This is a genomic window from Stappia sp. (assembly GCF_048261845.1).
Classification (GTDB): Bacteria; Pseudomonadota; Alphaproteobacteria; order Rhizobiales; family Stappiaceae; genus Stappia.
Genome location: NZ_JBLXFR010000002.1, coordinates 157052 through 171454, shown reverse-complemented (window position 1 = coordinate 171454; position 14403 = coordinate 157052). Strand labels below are relative to the sequence as shown.

Here is a 14403-nt window from a genome sequence, read left to right as displayed (position 1 = left end):
GCACGGACAAGGCACCACGCCGTTGACGATGCCGGAAGGAAGCTCAGCAGATGCAACTCGCCAGTCTCGAGACCTTCGTTGTCGGGAACCCGCCGCCGGGCTTCGGGGGGCGCTATTTCATCTTCGTGAAACTGGTCACCGAATGCGGCATCGCCGGCTACGGCGAGATCTACAATGCCAGTTTCGGTCCCGCAGCCGTCACGCGCATGGCCGAGGATTTCTTCGTCCGATACCTGGAGGGAAGCGATCCTTTCGCCATCGAGGTCTTCTTCCGCAAGGCCCATGGCTCGGGTTTCTCGCAGCGCCCCGATCCAACTGTCATGGGCGTGACAAGCGGTCTCGAAATGGCGATGTGGGACATCGTCGGCAAGGCACTGGACAAGCCCGTCCATGCCTTGCTCGGCGGCAAGGTTCATGAGCGACTGCGCAGCTACACATATCTCTACCCGGAAGGCGACGAGGACCACGCCGCCTTCTATGCCGACCCGGACCTGTCCGCCGAGCGCGCTGCCGCCTATGTCGAGCAAGGCTTCACTGCCGTCAAATTCGACCCGGCCGGACCCTATTCGGTCTTTGGCGGACACCAGCCGGCGCTGGACGACATCGAGCGCTCCGTCCGCTTCTGCGCGCGAATCCGCGAAGCGGTCGGCAACCGCGCCGACCTGCTGTTCGGCACCCACGGCCAGTTCACGCCGTCAGGCGCCCGTCGCCTGGCGAAGCGTCTGGAGCCCTACGATCCGCTCTGGTTCGAGGAACCGGTGCCCCCGGACATGCCCGAGCACATGGCCGGTGTCGCGTCGGCAACGTCAATCCCCGTTGCCACCGGCGAGCGGCTTTGCACCAAGTGGGAGTTCGCTCGCGTCCTGCAGTCCGGCGCCGCTTCGATCCTGCAGATGAACCTCGGCCGCGTCGGCGGCATCCTGGAGGCAAAGAAGATCGCCGGCATGGCAGAGGCCTGCCACGCCCAGATCGCCCCGCATCTTTATTGCGGGCCGATCGTGGCGGCGGCCAACATCCAGCTGTCGGCCTGCACGCCGAATTTCCTGATCCTGGAATCGATCCGCCGCTTCGACGGTTTCCACGCCAGCCTGCTGAAGAAGCCGATTCACTGGGAAGGCGGATACGTGGTGGTGCCGGATGCCCCCGGTCTCGGGGTCGAACTCGACGAGGAGGTTGCACGCGCCCACCCCTGGACCGGCAGCGCCCTGCACCTGGAAATGACCCAGACGCCGGTCGACCCGGTGCGCGACGCGCGCTTCCCCCCGGCCAGCTAGCCGCCGTTCAGGTCGCGGTCAATTCTGGCGCCGACCGACAGCACCCGTGCGTCCATGCCCTTCGCGCCGCCGATCATCAGCGCGCCGGGGCGCTCGTCACCCGCACGCCGTGTCGGCAATGTCATTGCGCAGGCATCTGCAAGGTTCAGCAACGACGTGTTGCGCAGCATCGCCGCATTGACCCGGTCGAAATCGGCCTCGGCTTCGGCAATCTTCGGCGGACGGATCTGCAGTGTCGGCGCGATGAGCGCATCGAAACCCGAGAGGGCTTCGGCGACCCGTGCGATCAGTTCGATGCGCGCAGCCCTTGCTTCGGCGACCTCTTCGTCGCTCAGCGTTTCCCGAAACCGGATGCGCGCCAGAACGCGCGGATCACCCATCGTCGCGAGACGGTCGAGATCCTCGTGATAGAGCGCATGCGCTTCGGCCGAGACAAGGATCCGGTTCAAACCGAGGGCCGCGTGAAGAAATCCGAGATCGAGCGGAACGAGTTCATGGCCGCTGGCTTCAAGGTCCGCGCATGCGGCCAGGAAATGCCCTCGCGACCAGTCGTCCAGATCGTTGGTGAAAGCATCTTGCGGAACAGCCAGGCGCACCGGCTCGGCCGGCGCCTCGACCGACATGGCATCGCCGTCGCTCATCACCTGATAGGCGGCGAGCATGGTGGCGAAGTCACGCGCCAGCGGTCCGCAGGAGTCGAAGGAGATCGCGAGCGGATGGACACCGTCGAGCGGCACCTTGTCCTGGCTCGGCTTGTGGCCGTAGAGGCCGTTGATCGCCGCCGGGATGCGCACCGATCCGCCCGTATCGGTGCCAAGCGCCAGATCGCAGAGGCCGAGCGCGACGGTCACCGCTCCCCCCGACGTCGAGCCGCCGGGAATGCCGCCGTCCTCGAAGACGTTTGACGGCGTGCCGTAATGCGGGTTGAGGCCGACCCCGGAATAGGCCAGTTCGCTCATCGTGGTACGGCCGAACGGCACGCCGCCTGCCGCCTTGATCCGGGCGACGACCGGGCAATCCGCGTCCGCAAGGGGGCGATCGAGCAGGATTCGGGAGCCGGCGCTCGTGCGTTGCCCCGCCTCGTCGTAAAGGTCTTTCACCGAGACGAGCAGGCCGGCCAGCGGCAGCGGGCGTTCAGCCGCGTCGACCCGCGCTTCGGCCTCTTCGGCGGCGGCGAGGATGCGCTCGGGCGTGAACTCGGTGAAAAGCGGGGCAGCCGCGTCCCCCATCGCCTCGACCCGACCGATCGCTGCCCGTGCCTTTTCGACAATCTCACCCATGCACTTTCCTCACCTTTGCAAACGCCGACAAGGGTCGCCGTTTCGCCGCCCACGCCTCAGGCGATGATCGGCAACGTCTTTATCTCATAGCTATGTCCGATCGCGCGGTCGCGCGCCGGATCCCGAAGCTCCATCCGGAAGGCGGCTGCCGGCCGCACGCCGCCTTTCGCACCGAGTGTTCCGCAAAGCATCGCGGAGGTCATCCCGGCCGACCGGGCAGCGTCCAGCCCCGATCCCTCGACAAGATCCTGCAAGGGGCGGATCGCAGCAAGCGTGCCTTCCTGATAGATGAGCCAGTCGGACGCCACATCCTCCTTGATCCAGGAGCGCAGTTCAAGCGCGTCGAGCCGATCCGCGACTTCGGAAAATCGCCACAGGACCGAGGCGACCGGCTTGGCGCAGGCCTGCTTGGACAGGGCCACGGAATGCGCCTCGAGATCGCGGTCCGTGTGATCGGAGGCAAGTCCGATGAACAGCTCGCCATCTTGTGCCAGCAGGAAAGGCTCGACCTCTCCCGAGGTTCCCTCGCCAACCACCTGGATCCGCTCCGCCTGGGTCAGGAGACCAGCGGCAACCCGGTAGTAAAGCGGAACCGAGGAGGGTGGCGCCACGCCGATGGCCGCGAGTTCGTCGATGTGATGCCGGATCGCTGCCGGATCCCGGCCCGTCCAGCCGGCGACGGTCAGGTCCGCAATCTGCGCGCTGAACGGCGCGTCATCCAGGATGAAATCCATTTTGAGCCTCTTTCGGGAACGAGTAGCTGGGAGATATTTGGCGTCAGAAGCTGTCGGGCAGGAACAGGGCGATATCCGGCAGCAGGACGAGGGCGGCCACCATGGCAAGCATCACCGCCACATACGGAATGGTGCCGAGCATGACCTCGCCCAGTGTCCCGGACTTCCTTGCCCCCTGCACGACATAGAGATTGAGCCCGACCGGCGGTGTGATCAGCGCCATCTCGACAAGCACGATCATCAGGATGCCGAACCACACCTTGTCGTAGCCAAGGCCGGCCATGATCGGCACGACGATGGGAATGGTCGCAACCATCAGCGACAGCGTCTCGATGAAGAAGCCGAGCACGATGTAGAGGCCGATCACGACGAGAAGCGTGCCGAACGGGGAAAGCCCCAGATTGCCGAGCAGGTCCTGCAGCTCACGCCCGAGCCCGGCGGAGGCCAGCGTGAAATTGAGGAAATAGGCGCCGGCGATGACAAGCATGATCATCGCCGTGATGCGCACGGTGCCCAGGAGGCTTTCCCGCAGCATGACAGGCGAAACGCCGCCATTCGCAAGCGCGATCACCAACGCGATGGCGACGCCGACAGCCGCCGATTCCGTCGGCGTGGCCCAGCCGGCATAGATCGAGCCGATGATCACGGCGAAGAGCAGCATGATCGGCAGCAGGTGCACCAGGCTGGCGAAACGTTCGCTCCAGGAGAAGCTGCGGCTCGGACCTCCCAGCGCCGGGCGCAACCGGCACAGGACGGCTGTCACCACCATGAAAGCGGCAGCCATCAGCAGGCCCGGCAGGAGACCGGCGAGGAACAGGCGCGGGATCGAGGTTTCCGTCAGGAACCCGTAGACGATGAGATTGATCGACGGCGGGATGAGGATGCCGAGTGTCCCGCCGGCGGCGATGGCGCCGGAGAACAGCTTCGGATCATAGCCGAGCCGCTCCGCCTGCGGCATGGCGACGGTGGCAACCGTCGCGGCTGTCGCGACCGACGAGCCTGACGTTGCCGAAAACATCGTTGCCGTGCCGATATTGGCGTGGATCAGCCCGCCGGGCAGCCACGACATCCACTTGTCGAGCGAGGCATAGGTCTTCTCCGCGATGCCGCCGCGCACGAGTATCTCGCCGAGCAGCACGAAGAACGGAATGGCGATCAGGGTGGCGGAGTCCGATGCCGACCAGACCACCTGGCCGAGCCCCCGGATCAACGGAAAGGCTGAGAAAAACTGATCGATGCCGAAACCCAGCAGGAACAGCACGATGCCGACGGGAATGGACAGCGACAGGAGCCCGAGCAGGGCGGCGGCGACGCTCCAGATCATTTCGCGTCCTCCGCTTCGCCGCGCGCGCCGATCAGCGCGTCCGCACTGGCATAGTCGGAGCGCATGACCATGACGAGCGCCAGCAACACGACCAGGCAGGAGGAGACGGCAAACCAGACCCAGCCGGAGAACCAGATCGCCTGCGGGATCCAGAGCGGTGTCTCCAGCGGCGTGTTGGCCCGCGACCCGCGCGACAGCGACTTCTCCAGCACCGGCCAGGCCTGATAGGCGATGACCGAGACGGCCGCGGCAGAGACGGTCATGGCAAACAGGTCCATCATCGCCCGGCCCCGGGTCTGCAGCTTCAGACGGATCAGGTCGATGCGCACATGGGCAAGCTCGGTGAGCGCATAGGACAGTCCCCAGCTCGCAACGCCGGCCATGACATAGCCGGATATCTCGTCCGACCCGCCAAGCGAGTGCGAGACCTGCCGTAGGGTAATGTCCACGACCACGAAGCCGGCTGTGGCCAGCAGCACAATGCCGACCACCAGTGCCAGTCCCGAATTGATGCGGCGGAGAGCCGCGGCAAGTGTTTCAACCATATCGCGGTCTCCGCCGGTTCTCAGGTCACTTGGTCGCGACGGTAACGCCGGTGGTCTTGCCAACGCTGTCGTTCCAGCGCTTCACCCAGTCCGGGCCGGCGCGCTCTGCCCATTCCGGCAACACCGTCTCGGTCAGGATCTTGCGTGCCGTGGTAATGTCCGTTTCGCTCGCTTCCACGAGCTTCATCGAGGCCGGCTTGCCGGCCGGGCATTCGCCATTGCCGGTCAGGCAAGCGGTATCCGTGGACATCGACGCGGCCGCCGCGGCCCAGGCAGGAGCCTCGAACTTCGCGGCAACCTCGGTGGCGATCAGGCCCTTCATCTCTTCGGAAAGGCTGTTCCACTTGTCCATGTTGATCGCCGTCACGACCGGATCCCAGCCACCGAGCGGCAGGGTCATCAGCGTGTCGGTGACCTCCCACCAGCCGGCGCTGTAGCCGGACCCCGAACCGGTCACGGCACAATCGATGACGCTGCGCTCCAGCGCGCCCGGGACTTCCGAGAAGGCAACGTTGACGCCCTCGGCGCCGAGCGCCTCGAGGAACTTGGTCGTCATGCGGCCGGAGCCACGGATTTTCTTCCCCTTCAGGTCGGCCAGCGAACCGACGTCGCCCTTGCAGAAAACAACCTGCGGCGGATAGGGAGCAATCGCCAGAACCTTGGCATTGAACCGCTGCGCGAAGATGTCGTCGACCATCGGCCGGGCCGCCTCGACCATCGCCTTTGCCTCGTCCGTCGTCGTCGCGATCAGCGGCACGTCGAGCCCCTCGAGCTCCGGCGCATCGCCAACGGCGTAGTCACCGACCGTCATGCCGACATCGAAGACGCCATCGCCCAGCATGCGGAACACGTCGCCGCCCTGGATGCCCATCTGGTTGTGCGTGGTGAGCTGCACCTCGATACCGCCGGCGGCGGCCGGCAGCGTCTTGGTCCAGAACGGTGCCTCGAACTGCTGGTGGAGCGGCAGGTTGGACCAGCTGCCGACGACCGACAACGTCTCGGCCGCGGCCGGCGCCATGGTTGCCAGCGACAGGGCGGTCGCGGCGACAAGACTGGATGCAATGCGCTTCATGTGGGACTCCTCTGGTTTTCGTTCACGTCGAAGCGGGCCGAACGCCGCCAAGGGAAAACTCGGCGGCATCGGCTGAGAGATCGGTCACCAACATGTGGCCGGGCTCATGGGTGATGGCGATCTCCGGCCGGGCCTGGCGGATCGCCATTTGCGGGGTCACGCCGCAAGCCCAGAACACGGGGATTTCGCCAGGACGCAGGTTCGGCGGATCGCCAAAATCGGGCTTCGACAGATCGGCGATGCCGATCTTCGCCGGATCGCCGAAATGCACCGGCGCGCCATGCGCAAGCCGGTAGCGGTCGGACAGAAGGACGGCCTGGATGGCGTCGGCCGCCGAAAAGGCCCGCATCGAAACAACGACCGGGCCGCCGAACGGCCCTGAAGGTGATGTCTGGAGACTTGTCACATACATCGGCACGTTGCGGCCGGCCTCGACATGCGCAAGCCGGATACCGGCGCGCAGGATGGCATCCTCGAACGAGAACGAACAGCCGAGAACGAACGTGACCAGATCGTCCCGCCAGACATCGACAAGGTCGGCGGCGGAACGATATCCGTCCTCCTCCCGCCGAAACACCCGATAGCCGGCAACATCGGTGCGAATATCGAGATCCGCGCCAAGGGCAGGCAGATGAGGACTGCCCGGCTCGGAAACCCCGATCAGCGGGCAGGGCTTGGGATTGTTGACGCAGTAGCGCAGGAAATCGCCGGCCTGGGCGGCCGGGAGGATCGCAAGATTGCCCTGCAGGCAGCCCCGGCCATAGCCGGCGGTCGGACCGCGAAAACGTGCGTCGCGAATGGCACGGCGCAGCTCAGGCGCGGAAAGCTGCCGAAATCCGTCACCTGGACCCGTTGCGCCATCGATCAGTGAAGACACAGACACACTCCCCCTCCGCGTTCCTGCCAAGGAGGATTGCCAGCCTTCGTGATCTTGTCAAGTTATCAACTTAATATTTATTTGATCTCTTTTCAAGATCATTCTGATCACAGGCGAGCGCTTTTGCCGCAACCTCTTCTCCCACTTCCCGATTCCGCTCCGGCATATAGGCGACCACGAACCGCAAGGCGCTCAGGTCGGCGGCTTCCTCGACCGTCAACCGGCGAATTCCGGTGCGAAACGGATCGGCCTCTGCCATGCGTACGGGAAGCACGCCAATGCCGAAACCATCGGCGACGAGGTGGATGACCGTCGACAGCGACGCCGATCCATGCAGGTCCGGCTGCGGCAGATCCGGCGCCGCCAGGATGGTTTCAAGTTCCCGAAAAGGGGGCGTCGCCTTTGGAAAGGTGACGATTGTCCTGGCGGCAAGATCACGCAGGCTCAACGGCGGGCCGCCGGAACCGTCGGCCGATGCGCTGGCGGCGGCAGCGCTCTCGTACCAGCCAAGCGGCTGCGGCGACAGCGGAACCACGGCGGCACCGTTTGGCACACATTCCCGCAGCATGATCACCACATCCAGGCGATCGTCGGCCAAAGCCGCACCGAGCTGCCGCGATGTATCGACGGACAACTCGAACCGTACACGCTGATGGGCATGTTTCAGCTGATTGAGCAATTCACTCAGGATCGTGTGAACGATGGTCTCCGCGACGCCGATCCGGATCGTGCCGCTCAACCCGCCGGGCCCGGTGATTTCCTGTAAGAGCCGGTCGCGCGCCGCACTCAGGCGCTGCGCCTCCTCCAGGAACCGGCGCCCGACCGGCGTGAGCCGTACCTGACGCCTGCCACGGTCGAACAGCTGGATGCCAAGACGCTTCTCCAGCGCCAGCACGCGGTTCGATATCGCGGATTGCGACAAGCCGTATTTCTGCGCCGCCGCGCGAAACCCGCCCGCCCGCACGATATCCTGCAGGATTTCCACATCCTTCAACTCGAACATGTCCGCGCTTCCTCCCGACGGCGCGGCCATCACCGCGACCGGTATCCTCCGGGAACCGGCTCCAGGGTTCAAGAGCACCCGGAAACCGGCGTGTGCCCCGCCGGAAATTTTTGGCGCCCGCCCTGGGCAGCCGGTTTCACGGGACAGACCAGTCGCGCTGCCCGAGATCAAGAAATATTATTCAAAACAGTCATTTGCCATTCGAAAACGATATTGGCCCGCCGCCCTGTTCAACACAAAATTGACACCATCGGCGGTGATAACTCTTGGTTGTGTTTCACGATTAACTCAACCAGGACGCACATAGATGAAAACAGGGCTCGCCTACCAGGACGGACGCTTTATCGAGCATGGTTCGGCGAACCTCTTGTGGACCCACGCCTTGCACTACGCCACCAGTGTTTTCGAGGGCATCCGCGTCTATGGCGGAGCCCCGTTCCTGCTGAGCGAGCATATCCAGCGCCTGTATCGCTCCTGTGAACTGGTCGGCCTCGACTTTCACATGCCGATCGACGAATGCATCGGCCTGTGTCGCGAGATCATCCTCCGCAGCAACCTGGAAGAGGCCTATCTGCGACCCGTGGTCTACAACGCGGGACCGGATCTGGGCGTCCATGCTCCTGCCAACGACACCCGCCTTGGGCTGCTGATCTGGGAATGGCCATCCGTTTTCGGCGGCGACGCCTCGCGGCGCGGGCTTGCCCTCAGCAGCGATGTGCCATGGCGCCGGCCGGCACCGCAGAGTTTTCCGGTCCAGGCCAAGGCAAGCGCAGGCTACCTGCTGGGCAGCATCAACCGCCGCATCGCCGAAAAGGCCGGTTTTGACGATGCCCTGGTCCTGACACATGACGGCATGGTTGCCGAAGCCACCGGCGCCAACATCTTCATCGTTCGCAACGGCCGCGTCGCAACGCCCCCTGCCACATCCTTTCTCGACGGACTGACACGCCGCACCGTGATCGGCCTGCTCGATGGCGTTGCACCGCTCGACGTGATCCCGCTGACGCTCGCCGATCTGCACCAGGCGGACGAGATCTTCCTGACCGGCACCGCCTACGAGGTGATGCCCGTCGGCCGGCTCGACAGCCGCACGTTGCCCTGCGGCCCGCTGACTACCGATTTGCGCGACAGATATCTGCATCTCACCCGATCCACGTCCATCGTACAGGAGTCCATCGCATGAACATTCATGTCCCCGGCGCCGCAACCGAGACCATCACCCTCATCCGCACCCTGGGTCCGGCCGGAACGAACTGCGAGGCTGCAGCACATCACTATTGCAACGCGCGCGGCCTCAAGGCCGACGTGGCCCTCCACACCACCCTTGAAGACGCGATCGAGAAAGTGATCGTCGAACCGGGTTCCGCGCTTCTGGGCTGCGTCGTCTATCCGGACCTGCACCAGCTTGTCTTCCCGTATCTCGGGCGCATGGTGTTGGCCGACCTGTTCCTGTTCGACACGTTCAACATGGTCCTTGCATCTCGCGGCGCCAGCATTCCGATCCGCACCGTCGCGACCCATCCCGCGCCGCGTTCCCTCGTGACCGACGGGGTCGAGGTGCAGCTTGCCACCAGCAATTCGGAAGCGGCGCGCCTTTGCCGAAGCGGAAAAGTGGACGCCTGCATCACCACGCTGGCCGCCGCGCGACAGGAAGGACTGACGGTTCTCAAGGATCACGGCGCGGTACCGATGGGCTTCACCATTCACGTTCCCACCCCTGGAGCGTGACGAATGACCGCCACCGCAACAATCGGCAGGGCCGGCGACATCGACCGCCTGCTCGAACCATCCTTCATCCAGGCGATCGAGACGCTCGGGTCCCTGCAGGCCGTTGACGGCAGCATCGCGCCGGACCTGCATGACAAGGCCGAACGGCTGCTAACCACAATATCGACAACCACAAACGGGATTGCCGGCGTCTGCGGGCAGTCTTCCTTCGGAGCAGCGTTTTGCGCGGATGTCGAACGCTGGCGTCAGGCAGGCCTTGCCACCACCCCCGATTTCACCGCGGCGCGCGATGCCATCCGCCCCCCCGCTGACGGCGAGCCCTTTTTCTTCGCAGGTCCCTTGCGGCTTGCCAATGGCGGCCGCGAAGGGTGGCGTTTCGAGACGTTTCTCTCGCTGCGCGAAGAACCGGCCGATGCGGCTTATCTCGACCTCTATGAGCGATTTCCGCATCCCGCCAACATATGCCAGTCATCGCATCTTGTTGCCGGCAGCCGGGGACTGCTGGAGGGCAACAACATCGTCTTCTTCCCCGAGAATATCCAGGCCGCAACGCCCGTCGACCGGCAACGCTATGCCGTCTTCTTCTTCAACAAGTTCCACCGCATCTTCAACGAGATCACGCTTCCGGCCGCCCGCCGCGCCACATCCGGCATCCGGATCGCCAACCCGACCGCGCCGGACCCCCGCGCCTGCTACAAGGCACGGTGCGTCTGGGGCTATCTGCACGACTACTTCCATCACCAGGGCCCGCGCCCGTTCAACCGGCATGTCTCGATCAAGACGCGCTGGTTCACCGGCCTTCTCGAAGAGATCAAGGTTGACCTGCAGTCGCTTCTTGCCTGCCGTGCCGGCGACATACCGGATGGCGACGCAGTCGCCGAGTTCATCCTGCTCGACCGTGCTTTCCGTTATCCGCTGGAACCGGACTGGTATCGCAATTTCGACAGCGGCACGGGTCTGATCCTGCTGGCCGTTCTGGACGAACAGCATGCCTTGCGACGGCTCCCCGACGGTCGTTTGGGAATTGATGCCAACGCGCTCGAGAATGCGGCAAGGCACTTCATCGACGAAGTCGAGGCAATCGAGCAGGAGAACGATGCGAACTATCTGGCGCGCGCGAAGGACCTCGTGCGTCGATACCTTCCCGAAGGCACTGGCGGACAACGGTTTGCACGGCCGCCGATCGTCGAGGGCGCGGCTCTGGCCCTGATCGACCCGCCGCCGGCATTGGGCTTCACGCCGGGAGAACTGCTTGCAAGCCGAAGGGATGCCGCATGACATCTACGCAAGATCGCGCCGTCACAGCCGTACGTGCCTATTTTGACGCTTGCAACTCTGGCGACAGAAGTGCTTTCTTCGAGTTGTTCGAGGAGGGGGCCTGCCACTATCTGCCCAAGGGCATGTTCGGCCCGTTCAAGGACGTGGAAAGCCTCTTCGAGCAATGGCGACGGGATGCAGACGAGAACGGGTCGTACTGGTTGCTCGACACCGCCTTTGCCGATGCGCAAGGCCGGTCGGCGGTCGCGGAATGGACGGCTGTGAAACCCGCTCAGAAGATCTATTTTCGCGGCGTCGACGTGTTCGCCTTCACTCCGCAAGGCCGGATCAAGGAGGTGCGGGTCTACTACGCCACCGCTCGCGACCCCTCTGCCGGGCCGAATGAACTTGGCGGCTACGACTATGCCGGGGCAGGCTGGTCGCTGGTCGACGAAACCGACTACACGCGCCCGCCCCGGCGGGCGTAGCATCGCGCCGGCTGATTTTTCGTCAGACTCGCCGGAGCATTGATCTTCTCGACGGCGGCGACACTTTCTGTCGGCGCCCCTCCTAGCGGATTTCCCGATGGCACCTGAGCAACTGATCGCCTTCGCCACCTTCGCCTTTGTCGCTTCGGCGACGCCCGGGCCCAACAACGTGCTTCTGACGGCGGTCGGCAGCAGTGTCGGCATTCGCCGGGGCATGCCTGCACTCTGGGGCATCGTCTTCGGCTTCGCGGCAATGATCTTCGCCCTCGCCATCGGTCTTGGCGGGACGCTTTTCACGATTGCCTACGTGATGGACGCGATCCGGATCGTCGGCGTTCTCGTCCTGCTCTGGCTTGCCTGGAAAATAGCGACCGCTCCCGTAGGCCCGCCTGCCAGCGGCGATGCACTGCGCCCGCGCGACATCGGCCGCCGTGGCGGGTTCATCGGCGCCGCCCTGTTCCAGTGGGTCAACCCGAAGGCCTGGATCGTCGCGGCCGGCGCGATCACGGCCTATATGCAACCGGGCGGCGAGAGCGCCGTTTATCAGGCTGGCACGCTTGCCGGCGTCTTCATCGTTGCAGCGGCCATCGGATGTCTGCCGTGGCTGGCCTTTGGCGCCGCGGTCGGAACGCTTCTGGAAAACCCGAAGCTTGCCCGGAGTTTCAATATAGTCATGGCTGTTCTTCTGATCGCCTCGATGGTGCCGGTCATTCTCGAACGGACCTGATCAGAGCGCCAAAAGGCAAGGGCCCCGGAAACGGGGCCCCGCAGTTTCTGCGTCAGAATCCCTTGTCCATGACGGCAGAGAGCCGGCGTGCAAACGCGACCGGATCTGTCGGCACCTCGCCGTCGAGGATCAGGGCCTGGTCGAACAGCAGCAAGGCCATGTCGGAGAGATGCTGCTTCTCGCCCGCCGATGACAAGGCGCCCGAGAGCCGCTTCAGCAAAACGTGAGACGGGTTGAACTCCAGCACCGGCGCGAACACGCCCTTGCCGCCGCCCTGCTGACGCGACATCAGCTTCTCGAGCTGCCGGTCGGGACCGTTCTCGGGCGCAACAAGGCAGACCGGGCTTTCCGCCAATCTTGAAGAGACGCGCACATCCGAAACGCGTTCCCCCAGTGCTTCCTTCAGGAACGCGGTAACCAGCCCGATGTCGGCACCCTCGCCCCCGACCGGATCATCCGTCTTCTTGTCCGCCTCGCCCGCCTCCAGCGGAATCGCGTCGAGCGCGGCGGCCCCTTGCGTCACCGACTGGAAGGGTTTGCCCTCGAACCCTTGCGCCACCTGGACCCAGAACGCATCGACCGGATCCGACAGATAAAGCACCTCGACGCCGCGGGCCCGGAAACCTTCCAACTGGGGGCTTGCCTTGATCGCATCCACGCTGGAGCCTGTCGCATAGAAGATCTGCGTCTGGTTCTCCCGCATGTCGGCGACATAGTCGGCAAGCGAACGCCAGCCGGTATCGCCCGACTTGCAAGACCGGAAGCGGGCCAGACCAAGCAACTTCTCCTTGCGCTCGAAGTCCTCATAGATGCCTTCCTTCAGCACCGGCCCGAAGGTCTCCCAGAGCTTGCCAAAGGCCTCCGCGTCGCTCTCCGACAGCTTTTGCAATTCGGACAGGATCCGGTTGGTCACGCCCTTGCGGATCGATTCCAGAACCGGATTGTGCTGCAGCATCTCGCGCGACAGGTTGAGCGGCAGGTCGGCGGAATCGATGACGCCGCGCACGAAGCGCAGCCAGGCCGGCAGCAGGTCGACATCGTCGGCAATGAAGACCCGCCGCACATAGAGCTTCACCCGTCCCTTCCTGTCGGGATCGAACATGTCGAACGGCTTCATCGACGGCACAAACAGCAGCACCGAATATTCGTGCCGCCCCTCCGCGCGGTAGTGCAGCGTCAGCGCCGGTTCATCGAACTGGCCGGAGACGTGGCCGTAGAATTCCCGATACTCCTCTTCGCCGACCTCCGACTTCGGCCGTGTCCACAATGCCGAGCCGTCGGCCAGCTGCCGCTCCTTGGAGCCATCCCCCGCGTCGGCGTCATCGCCCTCCGGCGCCGCCTCGGCAAGAAGGATCGGAACCGGCACATGCGCGGAATAGGCCCGCACAATGCGCTCGATCGTGGCAGCCTGCGCATATTCGGTGGCATCGTCCTTCAGATGCAGAACGACCTGCGTCCCGCGCGCCGGCAGGTCGGCGTCGTCGGCCGAGACCGGCTCGACCGTGAAACTTCCGAGCCCGTCGGAACTCCAGCGCCAACCATCCGGGGCGCCTGCGGCGCGGCTCGTCACCTCGACGCGGTCGGCAACCATGAAGGCCGAGTAGAAGCCGACGCCGAACTGGCCGATCAGCGCCGATCCGTCCCTTGCCTCGCCAAGCTTGTCCATGAACGCCCGGGTGCCGGACCGCGCAATGGTGCCGAGGTTCTCGATCATCTCCTCGCGTGTCATCCCGATGCCATTGTCGGAAACCACCAGCCGCCCGGCTCCCTTGTCTGCAGACAGACGGATCGCGAAATCCGGATCGTCTCGCGTGAGATCGGGGTCCGTCAACGCCGCGTGGCGAAGGCGCTCGCACGCGTCGGCCGCGTTCGAGACCAGTTCCCGCAGGAAAATATCCTTGTTGGAGTAGACCGAGTGCACCATCAGGTGCAGCAGGCGGGCAACCTCGGCCTGGAAGGCATGGCTTTGCGGAGCGGCGCCATTCGCGTCGGCGGTCTTCTGCTCAGTGCTCATTGTCGTTGCAAACCCCGTTTACTCGCTGTGCTGATCGTCATGTCACCTTGTCCGCCGCCGGTTTTGCCCGCGATGGCGAA

General features: G+C 64.5%; 14 protein-coding genes. 6 read left to right on the top strand and 8 right to left on the bottom strand.

Annotated features, from left to right (window positions below):
• Positions 1 to 50 precede the first annotated feature (50 nt).
• Positions 51 to 1274, top strand: a complete 1224-nt coding sequence (locus ACN0T5_RS02130) for a mandelate racemase/muconate lactonizing enzyme family protein (RefSeq protein WP_417766962.1) — start codon at positions 51 to 53, stop codon at positions 1272 to 1274.
• Here ACN0T5_RS02130 and ACN0T5_RS02125 read toward each other — a convergent pair.
• From ACN0T5_RS02125 to ACN0T5_RS02095, 7 genes are all read right to left on the bottom strand, one after another.
• Positions 1271 to 2554 (bottom strand): amidase family protein, encoded by a 1284-nt coding sequence (locus ACN0T5_RS02125; RefSeq protein ID WP_417766961.1) that lies wholly within the window; start codon positions 2552 to 2554, stop codon positions 1271 to 1273. The genes ACN0T5_RS02130 and ACN0T5_RS02125 overlap by 4 nt on opposite strands.
• A gap of 56 nt (positions 2555 to 2610) precedes the next feature.
• Complete coding sequence (locus ACN0T5_RS02120) at positions 2611 to 3288, bottom strand: DUF2848 domain-containing protein (RefSeq protein WP_417766960.1); 678 nt, start codon at positions 3286 to 3288, stop codon at positions 2611 to 2613.
• A 43-nt stretch (positions 3289 to 3331) separates the two neighbouring features.
• Entirely contained in the window at positions 3332 to 4612 is a 1281-nt protein-coding gene (locus ACN0T5_RS02115; protein WP_417766959.1) for a TRAP transporter large permease, read from the bottom strand.
• On the bottom strand, positions 4609 to 5157 hold the full coding sequence (locus ACN0T5_RS02110) for a TRAP transporter small permease subunit (RefSeq protein WP_417766958.1): 549 nt from the start codon (positions 5155 to 5157) through the stop codon (positions 4609 to 4611). Before ACN0T5_RS02110 ends, ACN0T5_RS02115 begins: the two co-directional genes overlap by 4 nt.
• 25 nt (positions 5158 to 5182) lie before the next feature.
• Positions 5183 to 6229, bottom strand: coding sequence for a TRAP transporter substrate-binding protein (locus tag ACN0T5_RS02105; RefSeq protein WP_417766957.1), 1047 nt, complete (start codon positions 6227 to 6229; stop codon positions 5183 to 5185).
• 22 nt (positions 6230 to 6251) lie between these two features.
• On the bottom strand, positions 6252 to 7106 hold the full coding sequence (locus ACN0T5_RS02100) for a putative hydro-lyase (RefSeq protein ID WP_417767000.1): 855 nt from the start codon (positions 7104 to 7106) through the stop codon (positions 6252 to 6254).
• A gap of 70 nt (positions 7107 to 7176) precedes the next feature.
• Positions 7177 to 8109 carry a LysR family transcriptional regulator gene (locus ACN0T5_RS02095; protein WP_417766956.1) on the bottom strand — a complete coding sequence of 311 codons (933 nt, stop codon included), beginning with the start codon at positions 8107 to 8109 and terminating at the stop codon, positions 7177 to 7179.
• Positions 8110 to 8416: 307 nt separating this feature from the next.
• Here ACN0T5_RS02095 and ACN0T5_RS02090 point away from each other — a divergent pair, with 307 nt between their 5' ends.
• The 5 genes from ACN0T5_RS02090 to ACN0T5_RS02070 all read left to right on the top strand — a co-directional run bounded on the left by ACN0T5_RS02090 (position 8417) and on the right by ACN0T5_RS02070 (position 12309).
• Positions 8417 to 9292, top strand: coding sequence for an aminotransferase class IV (locus tag ACN0T5_RS02090; protein WP_417766955.1), 876 nt, complete (start codon positions 8417 to 8419; stop codon positions 9290 to 9292).
• Complete coding sequence (locus ACN0T5_RS02085) at positions 9289 to 9837, top strand: hypothetical protein (RefSeq protein ID WP_417766954.1); 549 nt, start codon at positions 9289 to 9291, stop codon at positions 9835 to 9837. Before ACN0T5_RS02090 ends, ACN0T5_RS02085 begins: the two co-directional genes overlap by 4 nt.
• A 3-nt stretch (positions 9838 to 9840) precedes the next feature.
• Positions 9841 to 11115 (top strand): DUF6421 family protein, encoded by a 1275-nt coding sequence (locus ACN0T5_RS02080; protein ID WP_417766953.1) that lies wholly within the window; start codon positions 9841 to 9843, stop codon positions 11113 to 11115.
• On the top strand, positions 11112 to 11582 hold the full coding sequence (locus ACN0T5_RS02075) for a nuclear transport factor 2 family protein (RefSeq protein ID WP_417766952.1): 471 nt from the start codon (positions 11112 to 11114) through the stop codon (positions 11580 to 11582). Before ACN0T5_RS02080 ends, ACN0T5_RS02075 begins: the two co-directional genes overlap by 4 nt.
• A gap of 97 nt (positions 11583 to 11679) precedes the next feature.
• The gene (locus ACN0T5_RS02070; protein ID WP_417766951.1) at positions 11680 to 12309 is read left to right on the top strand and encodes a LysE family translocator; all 630 of its coding nucleotides are present in this window, start codon (positions 11680 to 11682) and stop codon (positions 12307 to 12309) included.
• A 52-nt stretch (positions 12310 to 12361) separates the two neighbouring features.
• Here the strand turns inward: ACN0T5_RS02070 and htpG are convergent, their stop codons facing one another.
• On the bottom strand, positions 12362 to 14323 hold the full coding sequence (gene htpG / locus ACN0T5_RS02065) for a molecular chaperone HtpG (protein ID WP_417766950.1): 1962 nt from the start codon (positions 14321 to 14323) through the stop codon (positions 12362 to 12364).
• Positions 14324 to 14403: the final 80 nt, after the last annotated feature.